This is a genomic window from Myxosarcina sp. GI1 (genome assembly GCF_000756305.1).
GTDB lineage: Bacteria > Cyanobacteriota > Cyanobacteriia > Cyanobacteriales > Xenococcaceae > Myxosarcina.
The window spans coordinates 130,310-152,866 of the sequence record NZ_JRFE01000058.1; the positions used below are offsets into that span (position 1 = coordinate 130,310).

The following is a 22,557-nucleotide window of genomic DNA, read 5'->3' on the forward strand; positions in this document are numbered from 1 at the left end:
GAACTAAACGTTAGTCGAACAAACTAGAGAACTCTCTAATCTATTCACCTACTCCTGCCCGACAGGGCTAAAGTTTAAAAACTAAAGAGCGATCGCCAATCCACCAGGCGAGTAGCCTTTTTCACTACAAATGGGCAATCTAAAACTAAGCCCAACCCAGCAATAGACCATGTTTACCGATTTATTAGAGCTTACTCACAACACCAACATAACTACCGTTCAACTTCATCCAAGCGACTACGAACTGGTATTAAAACAACTACTGACTATTTACGGCGATCGCCATAAAGCTCGTCCCATCTTTTATTGGAATAACGGTTATCAGAATCTCGTTAGGCTCAATCTTGTTGAAAAAAAACTTGAGTATGGTATTGCTGAAAACAAACAACAGTTCGACACACCCTTAACTTTAATTCAACAGAATAAATTGTCTCAAGGATTATACATATTTGATAATCTACTAGATTTCGAGCTTCTTTCTGCCAGAGAAAAATCAATTAGAGAATCGCAAATTTATAACTGCGCCAGCCGTTTGGAACATCAATCTGGGATCGAGATTATTTTACTTGGAGAATGGATTCAGCTTAGTCCCAAACTACGTCTCAAACTCAAACAGATCGAGCTTGGTTTACCGAAAGCTCAAGAAATAGAGAAAGTTTTACATACCCAACTTGGTTTTCAGCCTGACACTAAGCTTATTTCTGCTTGTCAGGGATTGGCATGGGGCGATATTTATGGCGAACTCAAACAATTCTCAACTAGTGGATCGATAAAAGAGCTAGCCAACAAATTCCTGAAGGTAAAAGAAGCGAAGCTCAACAACAGCGAACTCAATCTTGAGTACTTTAGCAAGCCCGAAATCCCTTCGGCAGGAGGTAACGAAAATCTGAGCGAGTTTTTACAAAAACTTGCCAAGCTAAACGAGCCTGCTGCCCTACGCTATGGAATCAAACCGCATAGAGCCATGCTATTTGTCGGTCCTCCAGGTACGGGTAAGAGTTTGCGTGCGAAAATGATAGCTCGCGATTTAGGCTATACCCTTCTGGGTATTTCATTTGGTGATATTTTGGGGTCGGATAATCCCGATCGAGCAGTATCTCAACTATTAGAATTAGCAGAAAGTATCGGCAATGCCATTCTCTTTCTCGATGATTGGGATAAAGGACTTGCTGACTGGGAATCGGGTGGAGCAGCAAGAAGAATAGTACAGAAGTTTTTAACTTGGATGCAGGAACATAATTCCCCCGTAATTACTATTGCCACAGTCAATCGGATCGAACTTTTACCAGTAGAACTGTTACGTCGTTTTGATGATGGTGGTATTTGGATGATAGATTTACCCAATCGAGGAGAAATATACACCATTTTCAATATTTACCTTGCCAAATACTTCCCAACTCAATTTACTTTTAATCCTCCAACCGATCGCTTTACCTGGGATACAGAGCAATGGCTAAAACTAGTAAACCATACGCCCTGGACTATGGAACAATGGGTAGAGCTTATTGATGAAGCTGAAGAATGTACTCCCATAGAAATTGCCGATGTGGTCAAGACTTGTTTGACTGATTGGTACTGTAGTCTTCCAGTCGAAGAACGAAAGAGCGAGCGCCTTTCGCCCGTAATTGATTTTGACTATTTACTAAGCAAAGTTAGTCAAATAAATAAAGCTTCAGTTCGCGCCTCAGAATCAATTCAGGCAATGCGTAACAACGCTTGGTTTGCAAAACCCGCATCCAAACCTGATACCAGCCCCTTTAAATTACCAGAAGAAGTTTTATTGGGTGGTGGATGAAGTACAAGCAATCGCAACACACAAACTAACTCCAATACTTATCAATCTTAATATCGACAACGACTGGAACGGGAGCAAGCAAATCCCGCCCAGCTTCAACCATCACCTTTTCTAAAATCTGGGCAGCGTAATGTGCCTGTTCTTTTTTAGCTTCAATCACTAACTGGTCGTATGCCGTAAGAACTAAGTAAGCATCGAGCTTTTGATGCAGGCATTCTAAATACAAGCTTGAGATTGCCTGTTTCAAAATATCCGCACAGTCAGCTTGAATAGGATAGTTGATAATCTGATTGAGTTTGGGACTTTTACTCGACCAAACATTTACCCTACCTAATGTCGAACTTGCCTGTTGATGTCCCTGCTGCCAACTACGACGGCATAATTGATGATACTGCTCTATTTCTGGATAGAGAGTAAAGAAAATTTCTCGTAGCTCCTTAGATCTTGTTGTCGTCAGATAGACACCAAATTTCTTAGCAGCATTGAGTCTAAACTTTTCTGCGCCCATGCCATAAATCAAACCCAAGTTTAGAATCTTACCTAGTTTGCGCTGTTGTAACGTTAATTCTTCTAAATCGCAATCGTAGATATAAGAGCCAGTCAAAGCATGAACATCCACGCCTTTGATAAACGCCTCAATCAAAGTAGGTACATTCATTCTTTTAGCGGCCAGTCTTAATTCTATTTGAGAATAATCGGCATCGACTAACAAATAGCCGTCGGTGGCAGCAAAACAGTTTCTGATCTTAGGTATTTTTGGTATGTTGCTTAGATTTGGTTCTTGACAGCTAGTTCTGCCTGTCCTCGTCCCAATCTGCCACCAGTTCCCCCTAAGCCGATTATCTGACCGTGAAAGGTGGTCAGCCGCAAGCCCTGGCTTTTCAAGCCAGGGAACGGCTGACTGAATATATGGCTCGAATCCTTTAAGAAAGGTGTTGATAATAGTATTGAGACTACGATATTTGATTATCTCAGCGATTACAGGATGCTTTTTCACCTGTTCTATCAGTACGTTGCTATTGGTAGATTTAATTTCTATGCCATAGGTTTGCAAAGTCTTCAATAGCTGTGAGGAAGACACTATATTAAATTCACGCTTTAGCTCGCGATAAATTCTCTCCGCTAGTCTGTCTCTTTTTTGTTCGTACTCTTTTCTAACTTGTCGCCAGCGATCGCGATCGAGATAGATTCCGCGACTCTGCATTTCAATTATAGGTAACAAGCAACAGTATTCTAGAATGGCTATGTTAGTTAAACCCGCCTCGTCCAATTTCTGCTGAAGTTCTGTAAAAATCTCGATTAATATTCCCGCGTCATTGGCAGCATACTGTAGTTGAGTCTTAGATAGCTTGCCCGACCAATCAGAATTTTGCTCGGCTTTATCCAGCCTTATGTTGAGCAGGTCTTGAGCACTAAATTGTAAACTAGCCTGTCTGGTAGCTCCAGCCTTTAATACTTCAATACCTAACATAGTACACATAACAGGACCTTTAACTACGATCCCTTCTGCTTTCAACATCAAAATATCGAACTTGATGTGGTGTCCTACTTTTAATAACTTGGGACTGCCCATCAACCTTTGCAAACTGGTCTTATCTTTAATTTTTGGTAGTTCAATAATTAATACAGGCTCATCTACGCTGTAAGCAATCTGTATCGTCTTAACCATTCCAGGTGCAGGAGTCAGTCCTTTTGTCTCCGTGTCCAAAGCAATAAAACAGCTTTCTGTCTCTATCTTTGTTACCCACTTATCCAATTCGCGTTGCAAAGCCATGCCGTTAGGCTCGTCGCAATCGATTATTAAATAGGCAAAATTTGGCGATCGCCTGGTCTTTAATCGTTCGAGCAAAGCTTGGCTCTGCTGTTTGCTGTAAAAGCTAAATCTATGGCTCATTTTTTCTCAAATATTTTCTGGCGATCGGCTAGTACCTTTGGTCGGATATTTTTAACCGAATAAAAAACACCATCTACTGAAGATCGATTCAAGATCGTTTAAATCTCAGGGCGATCGCGGTTTGCTGGTTGTTATTTTGGTTGCGTACACCCAAGAAAGCGTGTCTTTTGTTCATGCCCCGAAATCTAGTTACTCCCAAAATCTTTTTGCTGCTGCTGGCGACAGCCACTTTGGTATCTAGCTGGGTATTACCAAATTGGCTATGGCAGTTCGGATTCTTAAAGGAAATGTTTTTTTAAAGCAATGACTGAGAACTCTTTTTTAAGAATCGCTCAACCTACTAATACTCAGGCAGCAGTTTCACCCCCTAAACCTGAGCCGAAGCTTTGGGAAACCGAACTCTTTCAACTCTCTGCTATGGCAGGTATTCTTGCCCTGCTGATGATTTGGGCTTCTCTAGCAAAGAAAAAGCCTCAGCTTACTTCAGCTAGAATGGCAAATCGTTGGGACAAACTGTACGCTACCAATCGAGCCTTGGAACACATGAAAGCTACGGCTAGCCACAAATGCACCCCTAGTGCAGCCTGGTGTGGTACGCCTAAATACTCATACAAATTTTTGGGACTCAAATGGGCATCCCGACTACAGGTGATTTTACACAACACTATGCCTACGACCTGGATTCCCGATATCGGTCGGGGAGTTCTTGTTTTAGGTTCGCCTGGTTCGGGTAAAACCTTTTCCTTTATCGATCGCGTTATCGAAGCACTCTTTGCCCAAGGTGTCAGCGTATTACTCTACGACAAAAAAGGCGACCAGATGAAGCTGCATACTTCTTTGGCATCTCGTTACGGCTATACCGTAGATGTTTTTGCCCCTGGAGGAGTTGGATTAGAAACGGGTGAAGATCCTGATACGCCTGGAGCAGACTACACCTGTGTCATCAACGTCTTGGACTTTATGAAAGACCCCCGCGATGCTACTACCGCAGGGGAGTTGGGCAAAATCTTGATTGATTCTCAAGGAAAAGGCGACGGCAAAAAAGACTTTTTCTCCCAGACTGGAGGCATATTCGCGACAGGATTGATGCAGCTTGCCAAATCTAGTAAGTATCCCGATTTGCCAATGGTTTATGCTATTACTCAACTACCGAATTTGGTCGAGCGTCTTGACTGGGCAGTACGGCGGGACGACGATCGCAAACTAGACCCGTGGATTGCTGCGACTATTTCTAATTTCCTCTCTTCAAAAGAATCAGAAAAAACCGCAGCTTCGATTAAGACTACAGCCGAAATTACCTTTACGGGTTTTATCCAAAATGACCTTCTGCCCTGCATGATTGGCAAGAGTACCATTCCTTTATATCTCAAACCCAAACAATTACTGGTGATGAAGTTAGACGATCGCCGACGTAGCATTATCGCCCCTCTTATTACCATGTGTATGCATCTCACTATTGTCGAAAACCTGAGTGAGAAAAGGAAAAATCCCTTCTGCTATTGTCTGGACGAAGTTACTAGTCTGGGGGTATTTGCCAAACTGAGCGAACACATTAACGAATACCGTTCCAACGGCGGTATTCCTATTCTGGGAGCACAAAGCTTAAATCAATTCTTTGAACTTTACGGTAAAGAACGAGGCAAAGCATTAGTGTCAGGTCTATTTACTCACGTGCTATTTGGACCAAACGACTCGGTAACAGCCGAAGAATACTCAAAGAAAATTGGCAATAAGACTGTAACTACCACTTCTGTTTCTCGTTCGCGATCGCCCAACGGAGCATCCACTTCTATCAATCAGCAGACTCATCAGATCCCTTTGATAAGTGTCGATGCGATCGAACGTTTTCCTCAAGGCAAAGCAATCATCTTAAACCCTGGCTACGGTGACAAAAACGATGTCAAAAGACCAGTCATGGGTAAAATTGGCGTACCCAAAGAAGATATCGAGCGAGCAATCGAGGCAGAAACCGTAATCTGGAAAGAAAAAATTCGTCCAGTTCTGGCTAATCGAAAGGCTCAATTAATTAGGTCTCGCGAACAAAATTATATTGACCTGAGTAAATTAGATGAAACTCAAAAGCAGGACTGGACAACCGAACAATTAAATCTCAGGCTTGCTGCTGCGGAAGAATTACTGCCCATGCCTCCTGATAGTAATAAGTAGCAATCTGCAATTATATAATTTCAGAATTATGCAATTTCAAAATTATATAATTGTAAAAATCTATAATCTATGTTGCGAAATCTAAAATCGTATAAATCTAAATTTGACACAAATTCAATAGAACCAAATTATCAAATTAAAACTTTGGCGCAATAATCTGTGAGGAACTTTAAGAAAACTTGAACTCGCGGAGATAAATTGCGTTGATGGGTAAATAAAGCCTGAACCATTAGCCCTGGTGGTAATTGTTCTGAAAACAGCAACTTCAATCGTTTTTGCTCGACTTCTTCATGAACCTGAAAGTTTAATAGTCGAGTAATACCTAAACCTGCCAGAGCAGCATTTTTAAGTGCGCCACCATTATCAGAGTTAAATTTGCCTTTTACGGCAATTGTCCGCCAAGTTTCGCCAATTAAAAATTCCCAAGATACGGGCTGTCCGTTAAACAGATAACGAAGGCAGTTATGATGTATTAAATCTTGTGGCGTGTTGGGCGTACCGTGTGTTTTCAGATAATTTGGCGAAGCACAAAGAGCAAAATTAGCCCGTCCCAAATGTCTGCGGATTAAGCTAGAGTCTTCTAGATCTCCCAAGCGAATTGCTACATCAATTCCTTCTACAACCAAATCCACAAAGCGATCGCTCAATCGTAAATCTATTTCAATATCTGGATACTGCCGAAGAAACTCTGGAATAGACTGGACTAAAAGCCATTGCCCGAAATCGAGTGAAGTGCTTACGGTTAGTTTACCCTGGGGTTTACCGCCTGAAATTAGATTATCGTTGGCTTCCTCAAGTTCTCGCAATAGTCGCGAAATACGCTCATAGTAAGCTGTCCCTTCATTGGTCAAACTAAGAGAGCGAGTCGTTCGCTGTAACAAACGCACTCCCAAACGGTCTTCTAATTTTGAGACACGTTTGCTGATGGCAGAGGGAGTAGTCGCAAGGGATCGCGCTGCTGCACTAAAGCTATTGAGTTCTACAGCTTTGACAAAGGCAATTAGTTCGGCGAATTGGTTAAACCCACTCAGCATTTGTTCTTATTTGACATAAATGTTTTGCCATTGTAGGGGTTTTTCTTCTCGGTAAGCAAAAGTTAGGCTGACTTTGAATATAAAATAGCTAAAACATAAATAAATGAATACAAAAAAAGTTGCGATCGTTACCGCAGCAAGTCGGGCAATAGGTGCGGGATGTGCTAGAGAGTTGGCGGCACGAGGATATCAAGTTTCATTAATGGCGCGAAGTAAAAGTGTTTTAGATTTAGCGCAAGAGTTAGATGGTATTGCCGTACAAGGATCGATCTCGGTTTCTGAAGATTTAGAAAGATTGGTTGAGAACACACTAAGTAAATTCGGCAGGATCGATGCGGTGGTTAATAGTTTTGGCGATCCGCCTCGTCCAGACTTGCTCGATATTGATGATGAAATGTGGCTCGAAAATTTTAAAATGCTGTTTTTAAGCGTAGTTCGCATTGCCAAATTGGTAACAAAACCAATGCAAGAACGAGGAGGTGGCGCGATTGTTAATATCTCCGCTTGTGACTCTCAAGAACCAGCATTAGGAACTCCTTTTAGCGGTACACTCCGCGCTGCTATGGAAGGTTTCACTAAACTATATGCCAAACGGTATCGGGCTGACCATATTCGCATGAATTCAGTCGCGCCTTTTTTTGTAGCTGACAGCATTGAAGAACTAGAAGGATGGGACGTACCATCGGATTTGATGTGGGATCGTCCAGCTACCTATTCCGAACTAGCTAAGACTGTAGCTTTTTTACTTTCTGACGATGCCAAATTTGTTACAGGCACAACTCTCAAGATAGATGAAGCTCGTTCGGCTGCGATTTAATTCAAACTCCTACTCAAATGTTTACCCAATAATTTCTATGAAAATTCTCGTGTGTGCCTTTCACCCTAATATCGCCGAGTCTCGCGTCAACAAGCGATGGCTCGAAGTTGTTAATAGCGATCCTCAAATTACTATTCACGAAGTATACAGCACCTATTCCAACTGGTCATTTGACCTCAAAGTCGAACAACAATTAATGGAAAACCACGATCGCATTGTATTTCAACATCCTTTTCAGTGGTATAGCGTACCGCCTCTGATGAAAAAATGGCTTGATGATGTGCTTGACTACGGTTGGGCTTATGGTTCTGGTGGAACTGCTTTAGTAGGAAAACAATGGCTTTGTGCGATTTCAACTGGGGCTTCAGCCGAATCCTATCAATTAGGAGGAAGTAACGGCTATTGTATAGGTGAGTTTCTTAAACCTCTCCAGCAAACTGCTATTCTCGTCGGAATGGAATTCTTACCACCCTTTATTTTTCACGGCGCATTGCAAGCATCCACTAAAGATATTGATGCATCTGCCGAAAAATTTCATTACTACATTAAAGACTCAACCTTAAGTCCTCAAATTCAGCGCATAAAACTATTAGAAGCAATGAGCTAATCTGTATGGAAAAAATTTCAACTAATCAAACCTTACTGTCTGCAAGTATCCTGGCGCGAGGTTTTGTTGACGATCCGATGTGGAAGTTTATCTTACCTAGATCGCAAAATCGTCTTGAAATTTTAGCAGCAATGTTTGAGGTGTTTGTCGATGATGGAATTAAACGGGTGAAGTGCTGTTAGCTTCCCAAGAACGAGGTGCAGTAATTTGGTATCCAGCCGAAGTAAATGTTTTTGATGAGGCTTTTGTTGATGTCGAAGCAAAGATAAATACAATTGCTGCTGATTTTAATGAGTTCGGCGCAATAAAACGCTTAGAGCAAATTGGCAAAAAAGTACAGCCTATAGCTCCCGCTATTCCCCATCATGAAATTTTTTGGCTTGCTACAATACCAGAATTTCGTGGACAAGGTATTGGAAGTGGCTTGCTTAAACTTATTCTTGATGATGCTGATGCTCAAAAAGCTGGTTGTTATCTAGTTTCATCTAATCCAAACAACATATTGTTTTATAAAGCTCGTGGCTTCCAGCAATATTCTTTAATTTCAATTAACTCTAAATTGACCTTAATCGCTATGTGGCGCGGTTCTTATCCTAGTAATTTCACTCTCATTACCAACAATTAAAATAAATACAATGTATTATTATGTATTTACATAAATACATAATTTCACAATTTCACAATTTCATAATTATAAAATTGCAAATTGCCTTCATTTACATGATATAAGTCTATTCGGACAAACTTCCAAGCCTGCTAGCCTGAAGCCAAACTGCGAATTTAAAATTTTAGAATTACATAATTGCAAAAACTCAAAATTCCGAAATTATGTAATTCTGAAATTACAATAAGCAGAATTAGCGAACAATCGCAATTGCTAAAGTCAGAGTTTGAACACCTTTAATACCAACATCTTTCTATTTTGTAATTACACAATTATAAAATTATAGATTTACATATTTTTATAATTTCACCATTTTACAATTACAGGTGTTAGATTGGGCGATGTAAAATTTTAAGCACAATACGGCAATATGGACATTTGTGTATTGGGGTTGAAGGGAGGCATAGGCAAAACGACTACAGCAATTCATATCGCAGCCTATATGCAACGGTTTGGGGAAACGTTATTGATTGATGCTGATAAAAATGGTTCTGCCTTGCAGTGGGCAGAGAAAGGACTATTGCCGTTTAACGTTTGTAACGTAGAGGGTTCGGTAAAACATATCCGAAAAGCAGAACACGTAATTACCGATACCAAAGCCAGACCAGAAAAGGAAGAGATTCAGGCGGTGGCAGAGGAATACGATCTCCTAATTTTGCCTACTCCGCCAAAAGCATTGGACATGGAGGCTCTGCTCAAAACCAGAGATATGCTGATTGATTACGGAACAAACTACAAAGTTTTGCTGACTATCACCCCTCCACCCAGAAGAAGACCAGGAGGAGGAGAAAAAATTCCCAGCACCAAAGAGAAAGAAGCTCGTGAATTATTAGAGATGGAAGAACTTCCAATCTTCAAATCTACGATCTATCAATATACGGCAGTAGAAAAATCGCCTTTATCTGGAGTGACGGTAGACAAATACGACGACTCTTACTCGGCGATCGCTTGGCAATGCTATGAAAACTTAGGGAGAGAAATTTACAATGGCGAAAAATAATCCCAGTCTGGCAGACCTCAGCCGTATGCGAAGGGAAGCGCGACAGAGTAACAAAGTTGAGACTTCACAAAAGTCTAATGTACAAGAAGTTACAACCGTTGAGCTTGAAGAACAAGGTAGTTCAGATAGAAGCGATTCTAAATCTAAAATCAGTAACGATTCAAAACTAAAAATAGTACCAGAATCAAAACCTGTTGAGATTGAAGAGCAAAAAAAGGTTGGTAGACCTAAAGGTATTAGAAGCAATCCTGATTACGAGTCTACAACTATTAGACTTCACAAACAGGTTAAAGCTAAAGCGCGTTACATACTATCTACTCAGCCTGAAAAAATGGACTTACAGACTTTGCTTAATAACTTGTTGGAAGACTTTGTTCGTGAACAAGAAACATAATTATGTAATTACACAATTCTGAAAATATAGAATTACCCTATTGAGATTAGATAGCTCAATTAGATTCGGCTATAAGCTTTATTCAAAGCCGATTTACAGCTACTATGCCATCAAACTCCGAAGTAAATGAGCGGAAAGTTTTTTAGCCAATTCGTCAGATTTTATATTTTCGTTATTGACTATCAATAAATCGTAGAGCGTCCAATTAATCGTCCCGACAATACTATTCAGAGCAATTTGAATATCTACGTTGCTACTAAAATAACCGCGATCGCTTCCTGTTTCTAAAATAGTTTGCAAAATACTGCGGTATGTCTGTCTTGTTTCTCGCAGTTGTTCAATTGCCACTTCGTTACCATAACCAATTTGCATAAAAAACAGTTTAATCAGTCCTTGATGAGACTGGAAATAGCGTAATGTTAAAACTATTACTTGATGTAATTGTTCTCTAGGGTCATTGTTTGGCTCAATTTTCTGCTGAATTTGGCGATGCAAAATTTTTAGACGATCGACCATAATGGCAGTCAGTAATTCTTGCTTGTTTTGGAAATGTCGGTAAAATAATCCCACCGATACACCAGCAGTTTGAGCAACCAACTGAGGTTTAGCGCGATCGTAACCATTACATAAAAGTAATTCCCCCGCTTCAAGTAATGCTTGATATCTCCTCTCAACATCGTAACGAGGTTGGGTCGAATTTGATAACTTCTCCATCTAGAACTACTAATGGTAAACTATGGGAGTGAATATTATTCACTCAATAATTATCATATCATGAGGTGCTATGTATGCCAGAACAAACCTTTATTCAAACTGACTCTGCATCATGGTCAAATCTAGAAAAATTTCCAGGGACAAGTTTTTTACCGTTAGCCGAACCAGTACCCCAAGGATCGATCCATTTACTAAGAATGAAGGCAGGGACAATAATTCCCGTTCATACCCATCCTTGTAATGAATACGTTTATGTATTGAATGGTGTTGTTGAAACTAATGGCAACAAATGTTTAGCAGGTACATTTTGGATAACTCCCGCTCATACCCAGCAGGGTTCTCATCGAGCCATTACTGACGTTGAAATTATTACTGTTCGCCTGGGAAAAATGGGTGAATTTAAATCACTAAAATAACTACCAGTGCAAATTAGAGCTGATTCCTAATTTAGTTTGTTTATTCGGCAGAATAAAGTGGTGTACCTTGGTGAAATTCTAATTTCCATTCGCCGCTCTGTTTAGACCATAGAGAGCTTCTTAAGCCTTTTTCAAGTCCATCTTGATAATTAACAGAACTAATATAAGTAACCTGAGCAATGTCCTCTCTAATAAGACTTACTTTAAAATTTGATAGAGGAAGATCTGCTGGTATTTCTGAAGGTTCGCAACAAATCGTCATTTCTCTTGTATATGTTTTGCCAGACCTACCAATCTCAAAAAAATCTGAGGATAAAACCTTATTCATCCAATTCTTATCAAAACGAGTTTCTGCTTTCCATAATTTTTCTTCCAAATCTTTTAGTTCATTAAAATCTTCGTCTGAAATTTTCATCTTATTTGCTCTTTGTTTTGTTCTAACTTCCAAGCACTTAATAAAGATACCATTCCTGCTTCTAAGATAATTATCGCAGTCGAAAAAGTCTCACTAAAATCATAACTTAGAGAAGATAATGTAATTACATAACTATAAAAATACGAAATTATGGAAATATAGAGTTACATAATTTCAAAGAGAAAATTTATGTAAGATCCTTAGTATCTATATAGATCTCATACGGTTTCCATCAACGTAAATTTAGCTTAAACCAGTTGACTATGATTACGTCTTTTACTTTCAATATTGACTGCTTTAATTGTTTGAATAGCCAACTTTACGTCTGATAATAGACCACGAACGTAATCTCGCATTGTTTGATTCTCGCTCGACTTGACGAACTATCTTAAATCCCATTTGCTGCCATAGACGAAGCACTTTACTGTTTACCTTCGCAACAGAACCCATAACATAGTTCATTCCTTGCTGAGCTATATACTGCTCGAATTCTTCGAGCAGTGGGTTGAGTAGTCCTTTACGACGATATGCAGGTGCAAGCATAATAAGTCCAATCCACCAATCTTTGTCTTCTGGATAGTTTTGCATACCCTCAAGTAGACCTATTAACTCATCCTGCGAATTGAAAATGCCCAGCATATATTTATCATGCAAAGATCTACCTTCTGGTACTGCGGTAAATTCTTCTATAGCTGCTGTTGGCGAGGGGGGTCTTCCTTCTATTATGTGGCTGTAGTCAGCGCACTTTTCATAAAGCTGCTGAAGTATATCGGCATCGTTTATTTCTAAAGTCTTTACTGAGTAATTAAGATTGCTAAACTCAAACGCTGTTACACCAACCATATTTACAAAACAAGCTTTTTAAATTTACCGTCAATATTAACAATATAATGCTATCGTTAGAGGTAATTTTTGTAATTACAAAAATCCATAATTGCGTAATTCCAAAATTATGTTTGTTCCGATCGGCTAAAATAACGATTTCGATTTTTTCTTACCTAGTGGTCGTTTAAATCCTTTTGGTTTCTGCTTCTTCGATTCGGAATTACTTTCCTGTATGACAATCTCAGGAGCTTTAGCTTTGGCTGGTTGCAAATCGATAAATTTTTGCACTTCCTTCGACCAATCCTTTTCTACCAAACTTACAGGATAGATATCTAGATATTTTTCTCGCCAGTATTTTTGATGAATCGATCGCGGAGCATTAGGATGGTCTGAACCTACTAGGGAATTACCCCAGAGAAGATCGACGCGATCGACTAAGTAAAATACGGGCATGGCAAACCACGGACAATATAGATACCAGTTAACCAGACAGGCTTTGAGCAGTAGTTTATCGATATCAGTTCCCACCATATTCAAAACTTGATTGCTAGGTTCGAGGGTCATTACTCCCGTACCAATCGCAGGTTCGTAGCCGATTTGTAGGCGAGTGTCTAGATTATCGCTAAAAAGCATTTTCGCCATTGCGATCGCTACTGTGTTGGGAGTGGGAAAATATCCTGTATGCTTCTGCGAACCCTTTCCTTTTGCTTCAACTATTAAGTTCCCCCAATAATCTTGGGGTTGGTAGAGTAGATGAAACAGATTAAACAACTGATATAGAACCATGCTGCATCCTTCACAGCCACTTGGTTCGGCAGGTAATTGGCTAAACCAGGGATGAGGATGTCCAAAGCCGTATAGCAACCAGTCCAGAAAATATTCTATTCTGGTCAACAGACTTGTATAACCACCTTTTGTCAGCATTTTATCCAGGCAAATTTCTAGCATTTTGCGTCCTTTGTTGTGACTGAAAACACCACCTTCACCGAAGGAGATCGGCGGAATTAGTTCTTTTGGCAGAATATGTTGTTGAATATTTGTCAGTCTTATTTGGGGATCTGGTTCTTGCAGCAGGTGAAACTTATTTGCTGGGACGAGTTGGAGTCGATGCCAATATTCCCATCTGCCATAAAGCAAAGCATCGTGATTATATAGATGGGGAAACAGCCAACCTGGTTTTAGATCGCGTTTGAGATGGGGAATATATTCGGTTTTTAAAGGGCGATCGTACTCTTCTTTGGCGATCGCCTCTTTGTTGGGAACTAGGCTATAAACTGAAAAATATTTCAAAGCATTAAAAGGTTATTGGTACACCTTTTTGCAGTTGCCAAACTCTAAATCTCAGTTTTGCCGATTAAAATAGTGAATACTCTTCTCAATCTAAATTCAGCCAATGTCCAAGACTATTGCTTTAATCGGTAACAATATTTTTTATGGTCTGGGATTACAGAAATATATCCCCGACTACGAATTGAAAAATATTTCCTCCCAGCATCTTGAAAGAGACTTCTCAAAGCTTTTAAAAGGAATCGATCTGGTTTTGGTTAATAGTGAGTTGGCTTCGCCTGAAAAGACAATAGATTTGATTAAATCCATTCTGGAAAATCAAACCCAGGTCATCTATTTAGCCCACAACCAAGACAAACTAATTACCCAGCTATATTCAATTGGTTGCCAGGGAATTGTCGAGCAGCAACGAGTTGAAGAGCAATTATCGATCGCGATTAAAGCAGTCAAGAGTGGTGGAACTTATTACTCTCAGGGTTTATTTGACAATAGCCAAATGATTTTACTCGGACCTTTACTAGAACTGTTTAAAGAACTAGATTCGACGAAGCAAAAGCTCACGCCTAAAGAAAGAGAAATTGCTGAGTTTTATACAGAAGGGTTATCTCTAACTGACATTATGAAAGAGTTACAGATTTCTAAATCAACTATTAATACCCACATGGAATCGATTAGAAATAAGTTTCAGGTTAATTCTAATCGCGAGATTATTACTAAGTATCAGATCGGTCGGTTAAAGTCTATCAACGTCTAATAACAGCACATCAGCATTAGTTTAGCCGTTAGGTTGCAAGCATTGTAGGTTAATTCGTGTTTGGTAATTTCAATTTGGTTATTGAGCCAAACCAACTGCTCAACTGAAATATGCTGTAGTTCGCGACGCAGAAAATACAGTCGTTTGACATTGCCGATTTGAGCAAACATAGCAATCTCGGCATCATTGAGATTACTGCAAATTCCAATATCAGTTTGCATCAACAAGGTAAACTGAGTTCCCAGACTTGCTAAAATAGCGCGACCGTCAGTAAAAGCCGTTAGTTTAGTAACATAATCTGGAATTTCGCTACGCCTGCGTTGCAAAATCATTTCTTTAAGTTCAATCGCACTGGCATATTCAGAAGGAATTACTTCTTTAACTAAAGCCAGGTTGGGATTAGTAGACAGTACGGCAATAGTCGCCAGACCGTTACGCAGCAGGGAAAAATTGTTGTTAAGTGCGTGGCGCAGATACTCTTTGACCTCGAAAGACAAATTCAATCCAAATTGACCAGCATAAAAGTCTATTCCTCGTTCTATGCCCTGCTTGTTCCAATTGGTAGGTAACTTAGAATCACTAACTATATAAGGTTTGAGAGCTTGCCCTAATTTAGTTCGGCTATCGAGATTTTCTAAAACTAGAAAAAGCAGATTTTTTGACTTATGGAGTCGAGGAATTTGGCTTAAATTTAGGCTGTTTAATTCCCCATCGGATAGTTCTAAAACTGTGGCGGTAACTTCGCCCATTAAGTTAAGAGTAAGGCATTTAATCCAGGCTTGTTTGATGTCTTCTAGGGTCGAATATTTTTCCAATCCGTAGTTGGCTAGTATGTGTTTTATCTGTTGTTCGATTAATGCCCGATCGTTTCCTGTGAAAATAAATAGCATGAGGTGAAAACATTTAATATTTGGCGGCAGCCAGCCCCAAACAATATTTATGGCTGGCTACTCACTCTATTTTTGAGAAGGAGCGTAAGGTTTGTGTCCTGTAGGAAATGCAAACTGATGTTGTGCTGTAGGTACAGAAGGCTGTAGCGGTTGACGATCTACAACAGTTGGAGAATTAGCCTGTAAACTCGAAGATAATTGAGGTAGAGTTTGCACTGAGTTAGCTGATACATCAGATGAAGGCTGAGATACAGTAAAAGTAGAAACATTACTTGATGAATCGATCTGAGTCACTTCCATCTCTCTATTATCAGATGGTTGCCACACTGTTAGGGCATGATACAAAGCCAAGCGACAGTTGGCTTGAACATTAGAACTATTACCTAACTTACCGATCGCGGGTATTATTACCTTTAAAATTCGATTGGCATTAGTCACAAAATGGGGGCTGGTTTCAGGCATCGCCATAATCTCAATTGCTAGATCTATTAAGTCCGTTAGTAGCTGTTTGGAATAAAATCCTTGCTGGCAAACTCTTTGCAAAACTTTGTCGATCTCTAAATAGTCTTGGTTTTCAAAAGCGACAAATAAACTTTGTAGTTCATCCCTAGCAATTTGAGGACAGAGAGCGGCAACTGAAACCCCTTCGCAAACTGTTCCTAAAGTCTGTAGTGACTGTCTAATCGAACCTTTGTTGTATTCGTAAATCCTTTGCGCTTCTTGTTCGCTTAAGTAAATCCCCTCATGATAAGCAACGTTGAGCAAATACCCCGTAACTAAATCGCGGGGTACAGTCCCAAATCTCAGAATTCTTGCCCGCGAACGAATAGTTTCGAGTAATTTATCTTCTTCGGTAGTACAGAGAATAAATACTGTGTCTTGAGGAGGATCTTCTAACAGCTTGAGCATCGCATTTTGAGCGGGCTTGCTCATTTGATGGCACTCATCGACGATGAAGACGCGATATTTTGAATCTAGGGTATTAATCTGACACCTTTCAATAATACCTCGTACATCATCGACCCCATTTTTATCCGCACCGTTAATCTCGTTAATCGCTAAATGGCGATCGCTAAGGTGACTCAGACAGCTACTACACCGATTACAGGGTTCGACTCCTACTTTTTCCTTACAGTTTAAGCTTCTCGCCATGATTCTAGCTAGAGTAGTCTTGCCAGAACCAGAAGCCCCAACTAGAAGAAAGGTAGTTTGTAATGGTGTCTGCACCAGACTTGCTTGAGCGATCGCCACGGCTACTTGTTGTCCGACGACCTGAGCAAATTCAATCGGTCGATATTTTATTGGTAAATTCATCTCTTCAAAGATTTTTTGCCGTACCCAGACTTAAAGTTCGAGTACTTTTGTTCTCTTCACCCGTCCGACAGGACTACCAATCACTCTGCCACCAACTGAGTTAGGCAGTATAAGGCATCATCATCCTCGATCGAGATATTGTTGCAAGCTATGTCCTCACCCTCTTCAGGTACTAAATCCAACTGAAGTGCGATCGTTTCCGATCTGACTGAAGCGACTACCTTAACTAGATAATCGATCGGCAAACTAAGTCTAATGGGTTCTTTAGCATCGTCATTACTACAGTAAATATTTTCCGCACCGCTACCTGCTTCAGTCGATTGAATCAGGGTGCATTCTTCACCATCGATTCTAAATTCAATCTCAGAAGATGCTACCTGATGTCTTTTTAAAGCTGCTTGAAGTTCGTTGCGATTAAACTCTACTGAAGTATCGTTTCGGGCGACCGTAGCTTTAATCTTTTCCAAATCGGGGAACTTACCTTTGAGAGTTTGGACGGTACATTCAACATTTCCCCAACTAAATCTCACTGACTTTTCTGAAACAGACAAAGTAAAGTCTTCGGCGTTATTGGCAATAAAAGTCGCTGCTCTTCTTGGCAAAACTAAGATGAGATTATCTATTGCAGCCATATCATCAGTTTCTACCGAATCTACCCGTAACTTAATATGTCCCATTCCTGGTTCTGAGATACCTGTTACGGTCAATTCTAAAGAGTCAGAATCTTCCGACTCAGCCGTTACTGGTTTAAGTTGAAGACAGATACCGCTGACAATGTTTTTAAGATCGCTGTCAGTAAAAGGAGCAACCCGATCTAAAGCCTGTTTGAATTCCGAAGCTTTAACTTCAGCCACGGGAGTAAAATCTGCGTTATGCTCTGGGATAACATCCTTGTAGGTAATCAGAGTATGTTGGTAAGTCTGTTTCTGATTGGAAATAGTTACTTGTTCGGGAGATAGGTGTAGTTTGTGATTGGAACTGTCTAGCGCACCAGCATAACTTTTGAGCTGCCTACAACTAACCTGAATCGGCGGAAAATTAGAGGTTTTGTTGGCTTTATGGGTGATTCTAACGCCGATATCTCCACCAACGCTGAAAACACTTTTACTATCACCTACCTCAATACTCAAGCGATCTAATCCCTGTTGGTTACTCGTAACTGCTGCGTTAAGCAACGTTAAATTACTCAGCAATACTTTGGGTTTTACAGTCAACGTACACCCGTTCTTTTTACTCTTAACAGTAGAAGACTTAGAAGGTGTTTTAGTAGCTCTTACCATAATTAATTTATTGTTCGGATATTATTCATCGCTACTTTCAAGGCGCAAGCCGTTTAAATAAAGCTTTAACCGACACAAAACCTGCCAAGTCTCCCACTTAGGACTATGGGAACTTAACTGAGGCTGTCGCAACAAATAGGCTGGATGATAAGCCACCCAAACTGGATACTCAAAAAACTGATGTCTGCTTCGCATCAATTTCTCAAATTTACCAGTTCCACCAAAGACAGTCTTCGCTGCTACCTTGCCCAAACAAAGGATAGCTTTGGGTTTAACTAATGCAATTTCACTTTGTAAAAATCTCCAGCAGCTTTGACACTCAGACTTAACAGGGTTGCGGTTATCTGGAGGACGACATCGTACTGCGTTAGTGACGTAATAATTCTCTAAGCCTACCGCATCGAGCATAATATCTAATAACTTGCCAGAATCGCCGACAAAAGCTAGTCCTTTTTCATCTTCGACCTGTCCTGGTGCTTCACCAATAATGAGCAAGTCGGCATTTTTAGTTTTGCTATAGCGACCAGCTACTACCTGAGTTCTTCCTTTATATAATTCACAAGCCTGACAATTGTTGGTATTAGCCTCTAACTCCTGCCAGCTACCACAAACTAAGTTTGAATTAAACTCAATCGGAATGAAACTATTATCCAATAAAGATTTTAGCTTTTTTGCCATCAGAAAATTAACCATAAAATTATTTGGTTAATATCTGCCGTTAGGCTGCTTATTTAAAGACTAGAGCTATATTCATAATAGTAATGAAAAAACTGAGTCAGTTTATTATTGGTTAAGCTAGAAAATCTTGTATTTCCTGGGCTGATACATCTGGTTGCAAGTACAAAGTACATTCTCGCATGACATCATCAACAATATAATCGTACTTTTCGCACCAAACTTTAAGACAATCATCACTTAAAGCTTCAATTTCGTTAAGATCGACCATGGCATTCTCTGTATCAGGAGAGCATTCAATTAAGTTTAAAAGAGCTTCAGGTTGTGGCGTGCTTACGCTCTTGTTTTTAGGATCGTAAAGTAAAAAATGATATTGGCTTTGATATTCAACCAGCAAGTAAAGCAGTGGTTTCTTCCCTTCGTAAACCATTGCACTTACTAGATCGCTATCGAGATTTTCTACATATTCTCTATGGGCATGAAGTTTACGCGTATGTAGATAATAGCTCGATACCCATTTATCTTCTTCCCCAGCTTCTAAAGATAAATTTCCCGATTCAACAAGTAAATTCTCTCGGCTTTGCGCCCATTCTTCTAAAGCAAGATTTCTGGATGCTTGCTGCGTCAGAACGGGCAAATCGATCAATTGAAGCGATACGCTATGGCGATCTACCAGATTCTCCCAACGTTTAGTTTTATCTAATAACTCATATTGAACCTTGTTCTGCTGGCTGAGAGTAGGGACAAGAGTATATACGTGAACCTGCCTTGGCTCTTGCCAAAATCTAAGAATGCGACCCGCTCTTTGGGTAGGCTCGATGGGAGTCCAGGCAATGTCATAGTTAACTACGACACAAGCATCCTGCATATTAACTCCAACACCATAAGCATCCGTACCGATGAAAATATCATAGGTTTCATCACTTCGACCCACGGCATCATTGGCTACTGGAGCAAACAGTGCGATCGCTTTTTCAATCTCTTTATCTTTTTTAAGCTCGTAGCTGTTGATGCCTTTGACTACTTTGGGAGCTTTTACCGTACTGTAGATACGAAGTTCAGGTTGTAAGCTTTGTAAAATTTGTTTTAGATAATATACAGTTGCTAGGCGTTCGCAGAAGATAATTACTTTTTCATCAGGGCAGAACCGATCGATGATGTGTAATAGATGGATAACTTTAGGATCGTCTTCTGGCTTTAGTTTGGTCAACTTTTGAATAATTGGCTCAAGGGCTTGACGACGATCGTTGCGAGATACTATGAATTGGGATTTTTTCTTTTTTGAAAAGTCAAATTCCTTTTGACCATTAGGAGTATCTACGACTCTTTCGAGCATCTCTAAGAGTGCAAGAGGAGAGCTACCCCACGATAACTTTATTTGAGTGCAGATATTTCTTCGATAAATTGGGTGTTTCGTATCTAGATCGAAGTAACCTTTCTCAATCAAGTCACTAATCTGCTCCTCAAACAATAAAGGAGAGTACATATTGTATAAGGTGACATCGGGAAAATACCCTTTTGAATCGCCAAAAGTAATATAAGCATCCTCAGTGCGATCGCTTTCGTTGTAGTATTTGGCTACGTGGGGCGTTGTCAGTTTATGAACCACAGGAAGCTCGATGAAATCTTCTGAGTAGTCTATCTGCCAAATTTTCCCCTCGTCATCGTAATCTGGAAATAAAGCAGTGCTTTGCTTGGTATGGGGCATTAAATGTAGCTGTGTGTTGAGATTATCTACATCTGTGGCATAGGGAGAGCCACTAAGGAGTAAAGTTTTAACCTTCTCCCCTTTATTTCCTATGTTGTTGACTAGCTCGTTAAGGCGAGTGAAGGCAAGACGTTCTTTATTGTCTTTCTTACGGTTAGAAAACCTACCTGGATAACGTTTTCTAAGCTGGTGACTTTCATCTAAAATCAGCAAATACCTTCCCGTATCGTTGGTAATTTCTTCGACAATTTCCGATCATAAGTCTAATGCACTATCTTTAGTCGCATCTTCTGTATCTAACGTTTGGTAGTGAAATATTACATCACTGAGGCTAGCTAAACGCATTTCTTTATGCCAGGACTTATGAACGGCTTTTGGCGCAATGATAATTACGCGATCAATTAATTCTTCCGCTTCAAGCTGAATAGCAATATGCGTTCCCATTACGGTTTTACCTAGTCCCGTAGATGCCACCAGCATTGACCCGCCATAATTTCTAATTTGTCTTAATGCTTGGGCAATCATATCTCTTTGGTAAGAGACAGGAGATTTAGGATATTTAGTTCTCACAGGCTCAATCTGCTCTAATGCGAGAAGGGTTTTGAGATAGATATCCCAAGGGCTAGCCTGTTCGAGCCACCGTTTTAAGGCTTCGAGTAAAAGTCCTGTAATATCGGAGGCATTATTAAAATATTCGTCAAACTTAACGATAAATCCCGCTACCTGAGACTGAACCAATTCCTGTAAAGCCTGAATAATTGCAGGAATAAGCTCAACATCTGGTCTAGTACCGTATTCGTCAACAAAACGTTCTACAACTTCTGGTGAGTAAAGTCCGCCTGATTCGATCTGTTCGAGAAATCCCCTTCCCGTAGTATTTGCCGAGGCGTTAATGGCAGTATGGTCATCAACTATGTAGAGCTTGCCGTGATGGGAAGTAGCACGAGCATCGACAATATTAATTGTTCCTGACTCAATTTTTTCAACTAAATTGATGACGCTAGCTCTTCTATCCCTATCCCTTCCCATCGCTAAATGGCGCATGATTTCTTTGACCAATGCAGCCTTAGCTCTCTCTTCTCCAGGTTCGTCAATTCCTACCAGTAGATAAACCTGTTTATCCTTGATATAGCTACGAATTAACCCATAGCCCTTGAGGGTAAAAAACCCCGACGCAATCCGAATCTCTTTGATCCCTTTGGAAAAACAGTAACGAATTTGCTCTAGGGTAATGCGAGATTCAAACCAGGTAGAAGGTAGAAAGATTTCTGAGGCTTCTCCCTGCTGAGAAAGAGGAATTTCCATTTGTAAAATAGGATAAGGATATTACAATAATACCTCTAGAAGTTAATGGTATAAATTGAGGTTTTTCAATAGTTTAAATTTTCATTTTTTATGTTTCAAAATCATCTTCAAGATCGCTTTCTTCAGCCTGTAGTTCAATCTTGTTCTTATGCTTGATATATTCCTCGTGGTGTTGTCTTTCTTTTAAAGCTTCTTCTGCACCGTTAATATTCAGTTTCTTTAAAATGCTTCTGGCAGCAGCCATCCCTTTTTTATTCAGCAATGCATATGTACGACCTTTTCTACTCGAACCCTTTTGAGGCTGTTCGACCAAACCTTTGGATTCTAAATCGTCGAGAATATTGTATTGTAAGCCTATCCAGCTCTCCAGATTGGTAAAAGTATCTTTGTTCTGCCAGTTCCTTTTACTTCCACGAGGTGGAAATGGCTTTGCCAAATACTTAGAATAATTTTCGCCACCGTGTAGGTAGAGAAAAAGAAGATATATTGCTTCTAATAGCTCGTACTCAGTTTCTTCTTGCCGATCGCTACTCATTTGTAAATCGCCTTTACTTTCAAATAATAAGTTCTAATGGCGACTTTTCAAACAACAGATAGCTTGAG

Annotated in this window: 23 protein-coding genes; 10 read left to right on the forward strand and 13 right to left on the reverse strand. The window is 40.0% G+C overall.

Annotated features, from left to right (window positions below; translation table 11 throughout):
• The first annotated feature begins 169 nt into the window (after nucleotides 1–169).
• The gene (locus tag KV40_RS29600) at nucleotides 170–1,795 is read left to right on the forward strand and encodes an ATP-binding protein (RefSeq protein ID WP_036488853.1); all 1,626 of its coding nucleotides are present in this window, start codon (nucleotides 170–172) and stop codon (nucleotides 1,793–1,795) included.
• 25 nt (nucleotides 1,796–1,820) lie between these two features.
• Here KV40_RS29600 and KV40_RS29605 read toward each other — a convergent pair whose 3' ends face one another.
• Nucleotides 1,821–3,689: a DNA polymerase gene (locus KV40_RS29605; protein ID WP_036488854.1), complete on the reverse strand. Its 1,869-nt coding sequence runs from the start codon at nucleotides 3,687–3,689 to the stop codon at nucleotides 1,821–1,823.
• A gap of 303 nt (nucleotides 3,690–3,992) precedes the next feature.
• Here KV40_RS29605 and KV40_RS29610 point away from each other — a divergent pair, with 303 nt between their 5' ends.
• Nucleotides 3,993–5,855 carry a type IV secretory system conjugative DNA transfer family protein gene (locus KV40_RS29610; protein WP_052056081.1) on the forward strand — a complete coding sequence of 621 codons (1,863 nt, stop codon included), beginning with the start codon at nucleotides 3,993–3,995 and terminating at the stop codon, nucleotides 5,853–5,855.
• Nucleotides 5,856–5,986: 131 nt separating this feature from the next.
• On the opposite strand, the gene KV40_RS29615 is transcribed toward KV40_RS29610, so the two are convergent.
• Complete coding sequence (locus KV40_RS29615; protein ID WP_036488856.1) at nucleotides 5,987–6,889, reverse strand: LysR family transcriptional regulator; 903 nt, start codon at nucleotides 6,887–6,889, stop codon at nucleotides 5,987–5,989.
• A gap of 103 nt (nucleotides 6,890–6,992) precedes the next feature.
• On the opposite strand from KV40_RS29615, the gene KV40_RS29620 reads away from it, so the two are divergent.
• From KV40_RS29620 to KV40_RS29640, 6 genes are all read left to right on the forward strand, one after another.
• Nucleotides 6,993–7,706, forward strand: coding sequence for an SDR family oxidoreductase (locus KV40_RS29620; RefSeq protein WP_036488859.1), 714 nt, complete (start codon nucleotides 6,993–6,995; stop codon nucleotides 7,704–7,706).
• 37 nt (nucleotides 7,707–7,743) lie between these two features.
• Complete coding sequence (locus KV40_RS29625) at nucleotides 7,744–8,313, forward strand: NAD(P)H-dependent oxidoreductase (protein ID WP_036488862.1); 570 nt, start codon at nucleotides 7,744–7,746, stop codon at nucleotides 8,311–8,313.
• A 5-nt stretch (nucleotides 8,314–8,318) separates the two neighbouring features.
• Entirely contained in the window at nucleotides 8,319–8,495 is a 177-nt protein-coding gene (locus KV40_RS35430) for a hypothetical protein (RefSeq protein WP_156114242.1), read from the forward strand.
• Nucleotides 8,486–8,938, forward strand: a complete 453-nt coding sequence (locus tag KV40_RS29630; protein ID WP_052056082.1) for an N-acetyltransferase — start codon at nucleotides 8,486–8,488, stop codon at nucleotides 8,936–8,938. The genes KV40_RS35430 and KV40_RS29630 overlap by 10 nt, the downstream gene beginning before the upstream one ends.
• Nucleotides 8,939–9,347: 409 nt before the next feature.
• Complete coding sequence (locus KV40_RS29635) at nucleotides 9,348–9,977, forward strand: ParA family protein (RefSeq protein WP_036488865.1); 630 nt, start codon at nucleotides 9,348–9,350, stop codon at nucleotides 9,975–9,977.
• A complete protein-coding gene (locus tag KV40_RS29640) occupies nucleotides 9,964–10,371 on the forward strand; it encodes a hypothetical protein (RefSeq protein WP_036488867.1) in 408 nt (135 codons plus the stop codon). The genes KV40_RS29635 and KV40_RS29640 overlap by 14 nt, the downstream gene beginning before the upstream one ends.
• A 102-nt stretch (nucleotides 10,372–10,473) precedes the next feature.
• Here KV40_RS29640 and KV40_RS29645 read toward each other — a convergent pair whose 3' ends face one another.
• A complete protein-coding gene (locus KV40_RS29645; protein ID WP_036488870.1) occupies nucleotides 10,474–11,085 on the reverse strand; it encodes a TetR/AcrR family transcriptional regulator in 612 nt (203 codons plus the stop codon).
• A gap of 74 nt (nucleotides 11,086–11,159) precedes the next feature.
• On the opposite strand from KV40_RS29645, the gene KV40_RS29650 reads away from it, so the two are divergent.
• Nucleotides 11,160–11,501 (forward strand): cupin domain-containing protein, encoded by a 342-nt coding sequence (locus tag KV40_RS29650; protein ID WP_036488873.1) that lies wholly within the window; start codon nucleotides 11,160–11,162, stop codon nucleotides 11,499–11,501.
• Between the two features lie 40 nt (nucleotides 11,502–11,541).
• On the opposite strand, the gene KV40_RS29655 is transcribed toward KV40_RS29650, so the two are convergent.
• The 3 genes from KV40_RS29655 to KV40_RS29665 form a co-directional block, all read right to left on the reverse strand.
• Complete coding sequence (locus KV40_RS29655; protein WP_052056083.1) at nucleotides 11,542–11,916, reverse strand: DUF4440 domain-containing protein; 375 nt, start codon at nucleotides 11,914–11,916, stop codon at nucleotides 11,542–11,544.
• A 297-nt stretch (nucleotides 11,917–12,213) separates the two neighbouring features.
• Complete coding sequence (locus KV40_RS29660; protein WP_036488879.1) at nucleotides 12,214–12,759, reverse strand: GNAT family N-acetyltransferase; 546 nt, start codon at nucleotides 12,757–12,759, stop codon at nucleotides 12,214–12,216.
• A gap of 126 nt (nucleotides 12,760–12,885) precedes the next feature.
• Entirely contained in the window at nucleotides 12,886–14,031 is a 1,146-nt protein-coding gene (locus KV40_RS29665; protein WP_052056084.1) for a hypothetical protein, read from the reverse strand.
• A gap of 103 nt (nucleotides 14,032–14,134) precedes the next feature.
• Between KV40_RS29665 and KV40_RS29670 the strand changes: the two genes are divergently transcribed.
• Nucleotides 14,135–14,782, forward strand: a complete 648-nt coding sequence (locus tag KV40_RS29670; protein WP_036488881.1) for a LuxR C-terminal-related transcriptional regulator — start codon at nucleotides 14,135–14,137, stop codon at nucleotides 14,780–14,782.
• On the opposite strand, the gene KV40_RS29675 is transcribed toward KV40_RS29670, so the two are convergent.
• The 7 genes from KV40_RS29675 to KV40_RS29700 all read right to left on the reverse strand — a co-directional run bounded on the left by KV40_RS29675 (nucleotide 14,779) and on the right by KV40_RS29700 (nucleotide 22,489).
• Entirely contained in the window at nucleotides 14,779–15,672 is an 894-nt protein-coding gene (locus KV40_RS29675) for a hypothetical protein (protein ID WP_036488884.1), read from the reverse strand. The genes KV40_RS29670 and KV40_RS29675 overlap by 4 nt on opposite strands.
• Before the next feature lie 66 nt (nucleotides 15,673–15,738).
• Complete coding sequence (locus KV40_RS32780) at nucleotides 15,739–16,986, reverse strand: AAA family ATPase (RefSeq protein ID WP_052056085.1); 1,248 nt, start codon at nucleotides 16,984–16,986, stop codon at nucleotides 15,739–15,741.
• Nucleotides 16,987–17,066: 80 nt separating this feature from the next.
• Complete coding sequence (locus tag KV40_RS29685; protein WP_036488887.1) at nucleotides 17,067–18,266, reverse strand: hypothetical protein; 1,200 nt, start codon at nucleotides 18,264–18,266, stop codon at nucleotides 17,067–17,069.
• A 21-nt stretch (nucleotides 18,267–18,287) separates the two neighbouring features.
• Nucleotides 18,288–18,959: a uracil-DNA glycosylase gene (locus KV40_RS29690; protein ID WP_036488890.1), complete on the reverse strand. Its 672-nt coding sequence runs from the start codon at nucleotides 18,957–18,959 to the stop codon at nucleotides 18,288–18,290.
• 97 nt (nucleotides 18,960–19,056) lie between these two features.
• Entirely contained in the window at nucleotides 19,057–20,862 is a 1,806-nt protein-coding gene (locus KV40_RS36470; RefSeq protein WP_052056086.1) for a C-terminal helicase domain-containing protein, read from the reverse strand.
• Between the two features lie 42 nt (nucleotides 20,863–20,904).
• On the reverse strand, nucleotides 20,905–21,954 hold the full coding sequence (locus KV40_RS36475; protein ID WP_052056087.1) for a DEAD/DEAH box helicase family protein: 1,050 nt from the start codon (nucleotides 21,952–21,954) through the stop codon (nucleotides 20,905–20,907).
• A gap of 88 nt (nucleotides 21,955–22,042) precedes the next feature.
• Entirely contained in the window at nucleotides 22,043–22,489 is a 447-nt protein-coding gene (locus tag KV40_RS29700) for a hypothetical protein (protein ID WP_036488893.1), read from the reverse strand.
• Nucleotides 22,490–22,557: the final 68 nt, after the last annotated feature.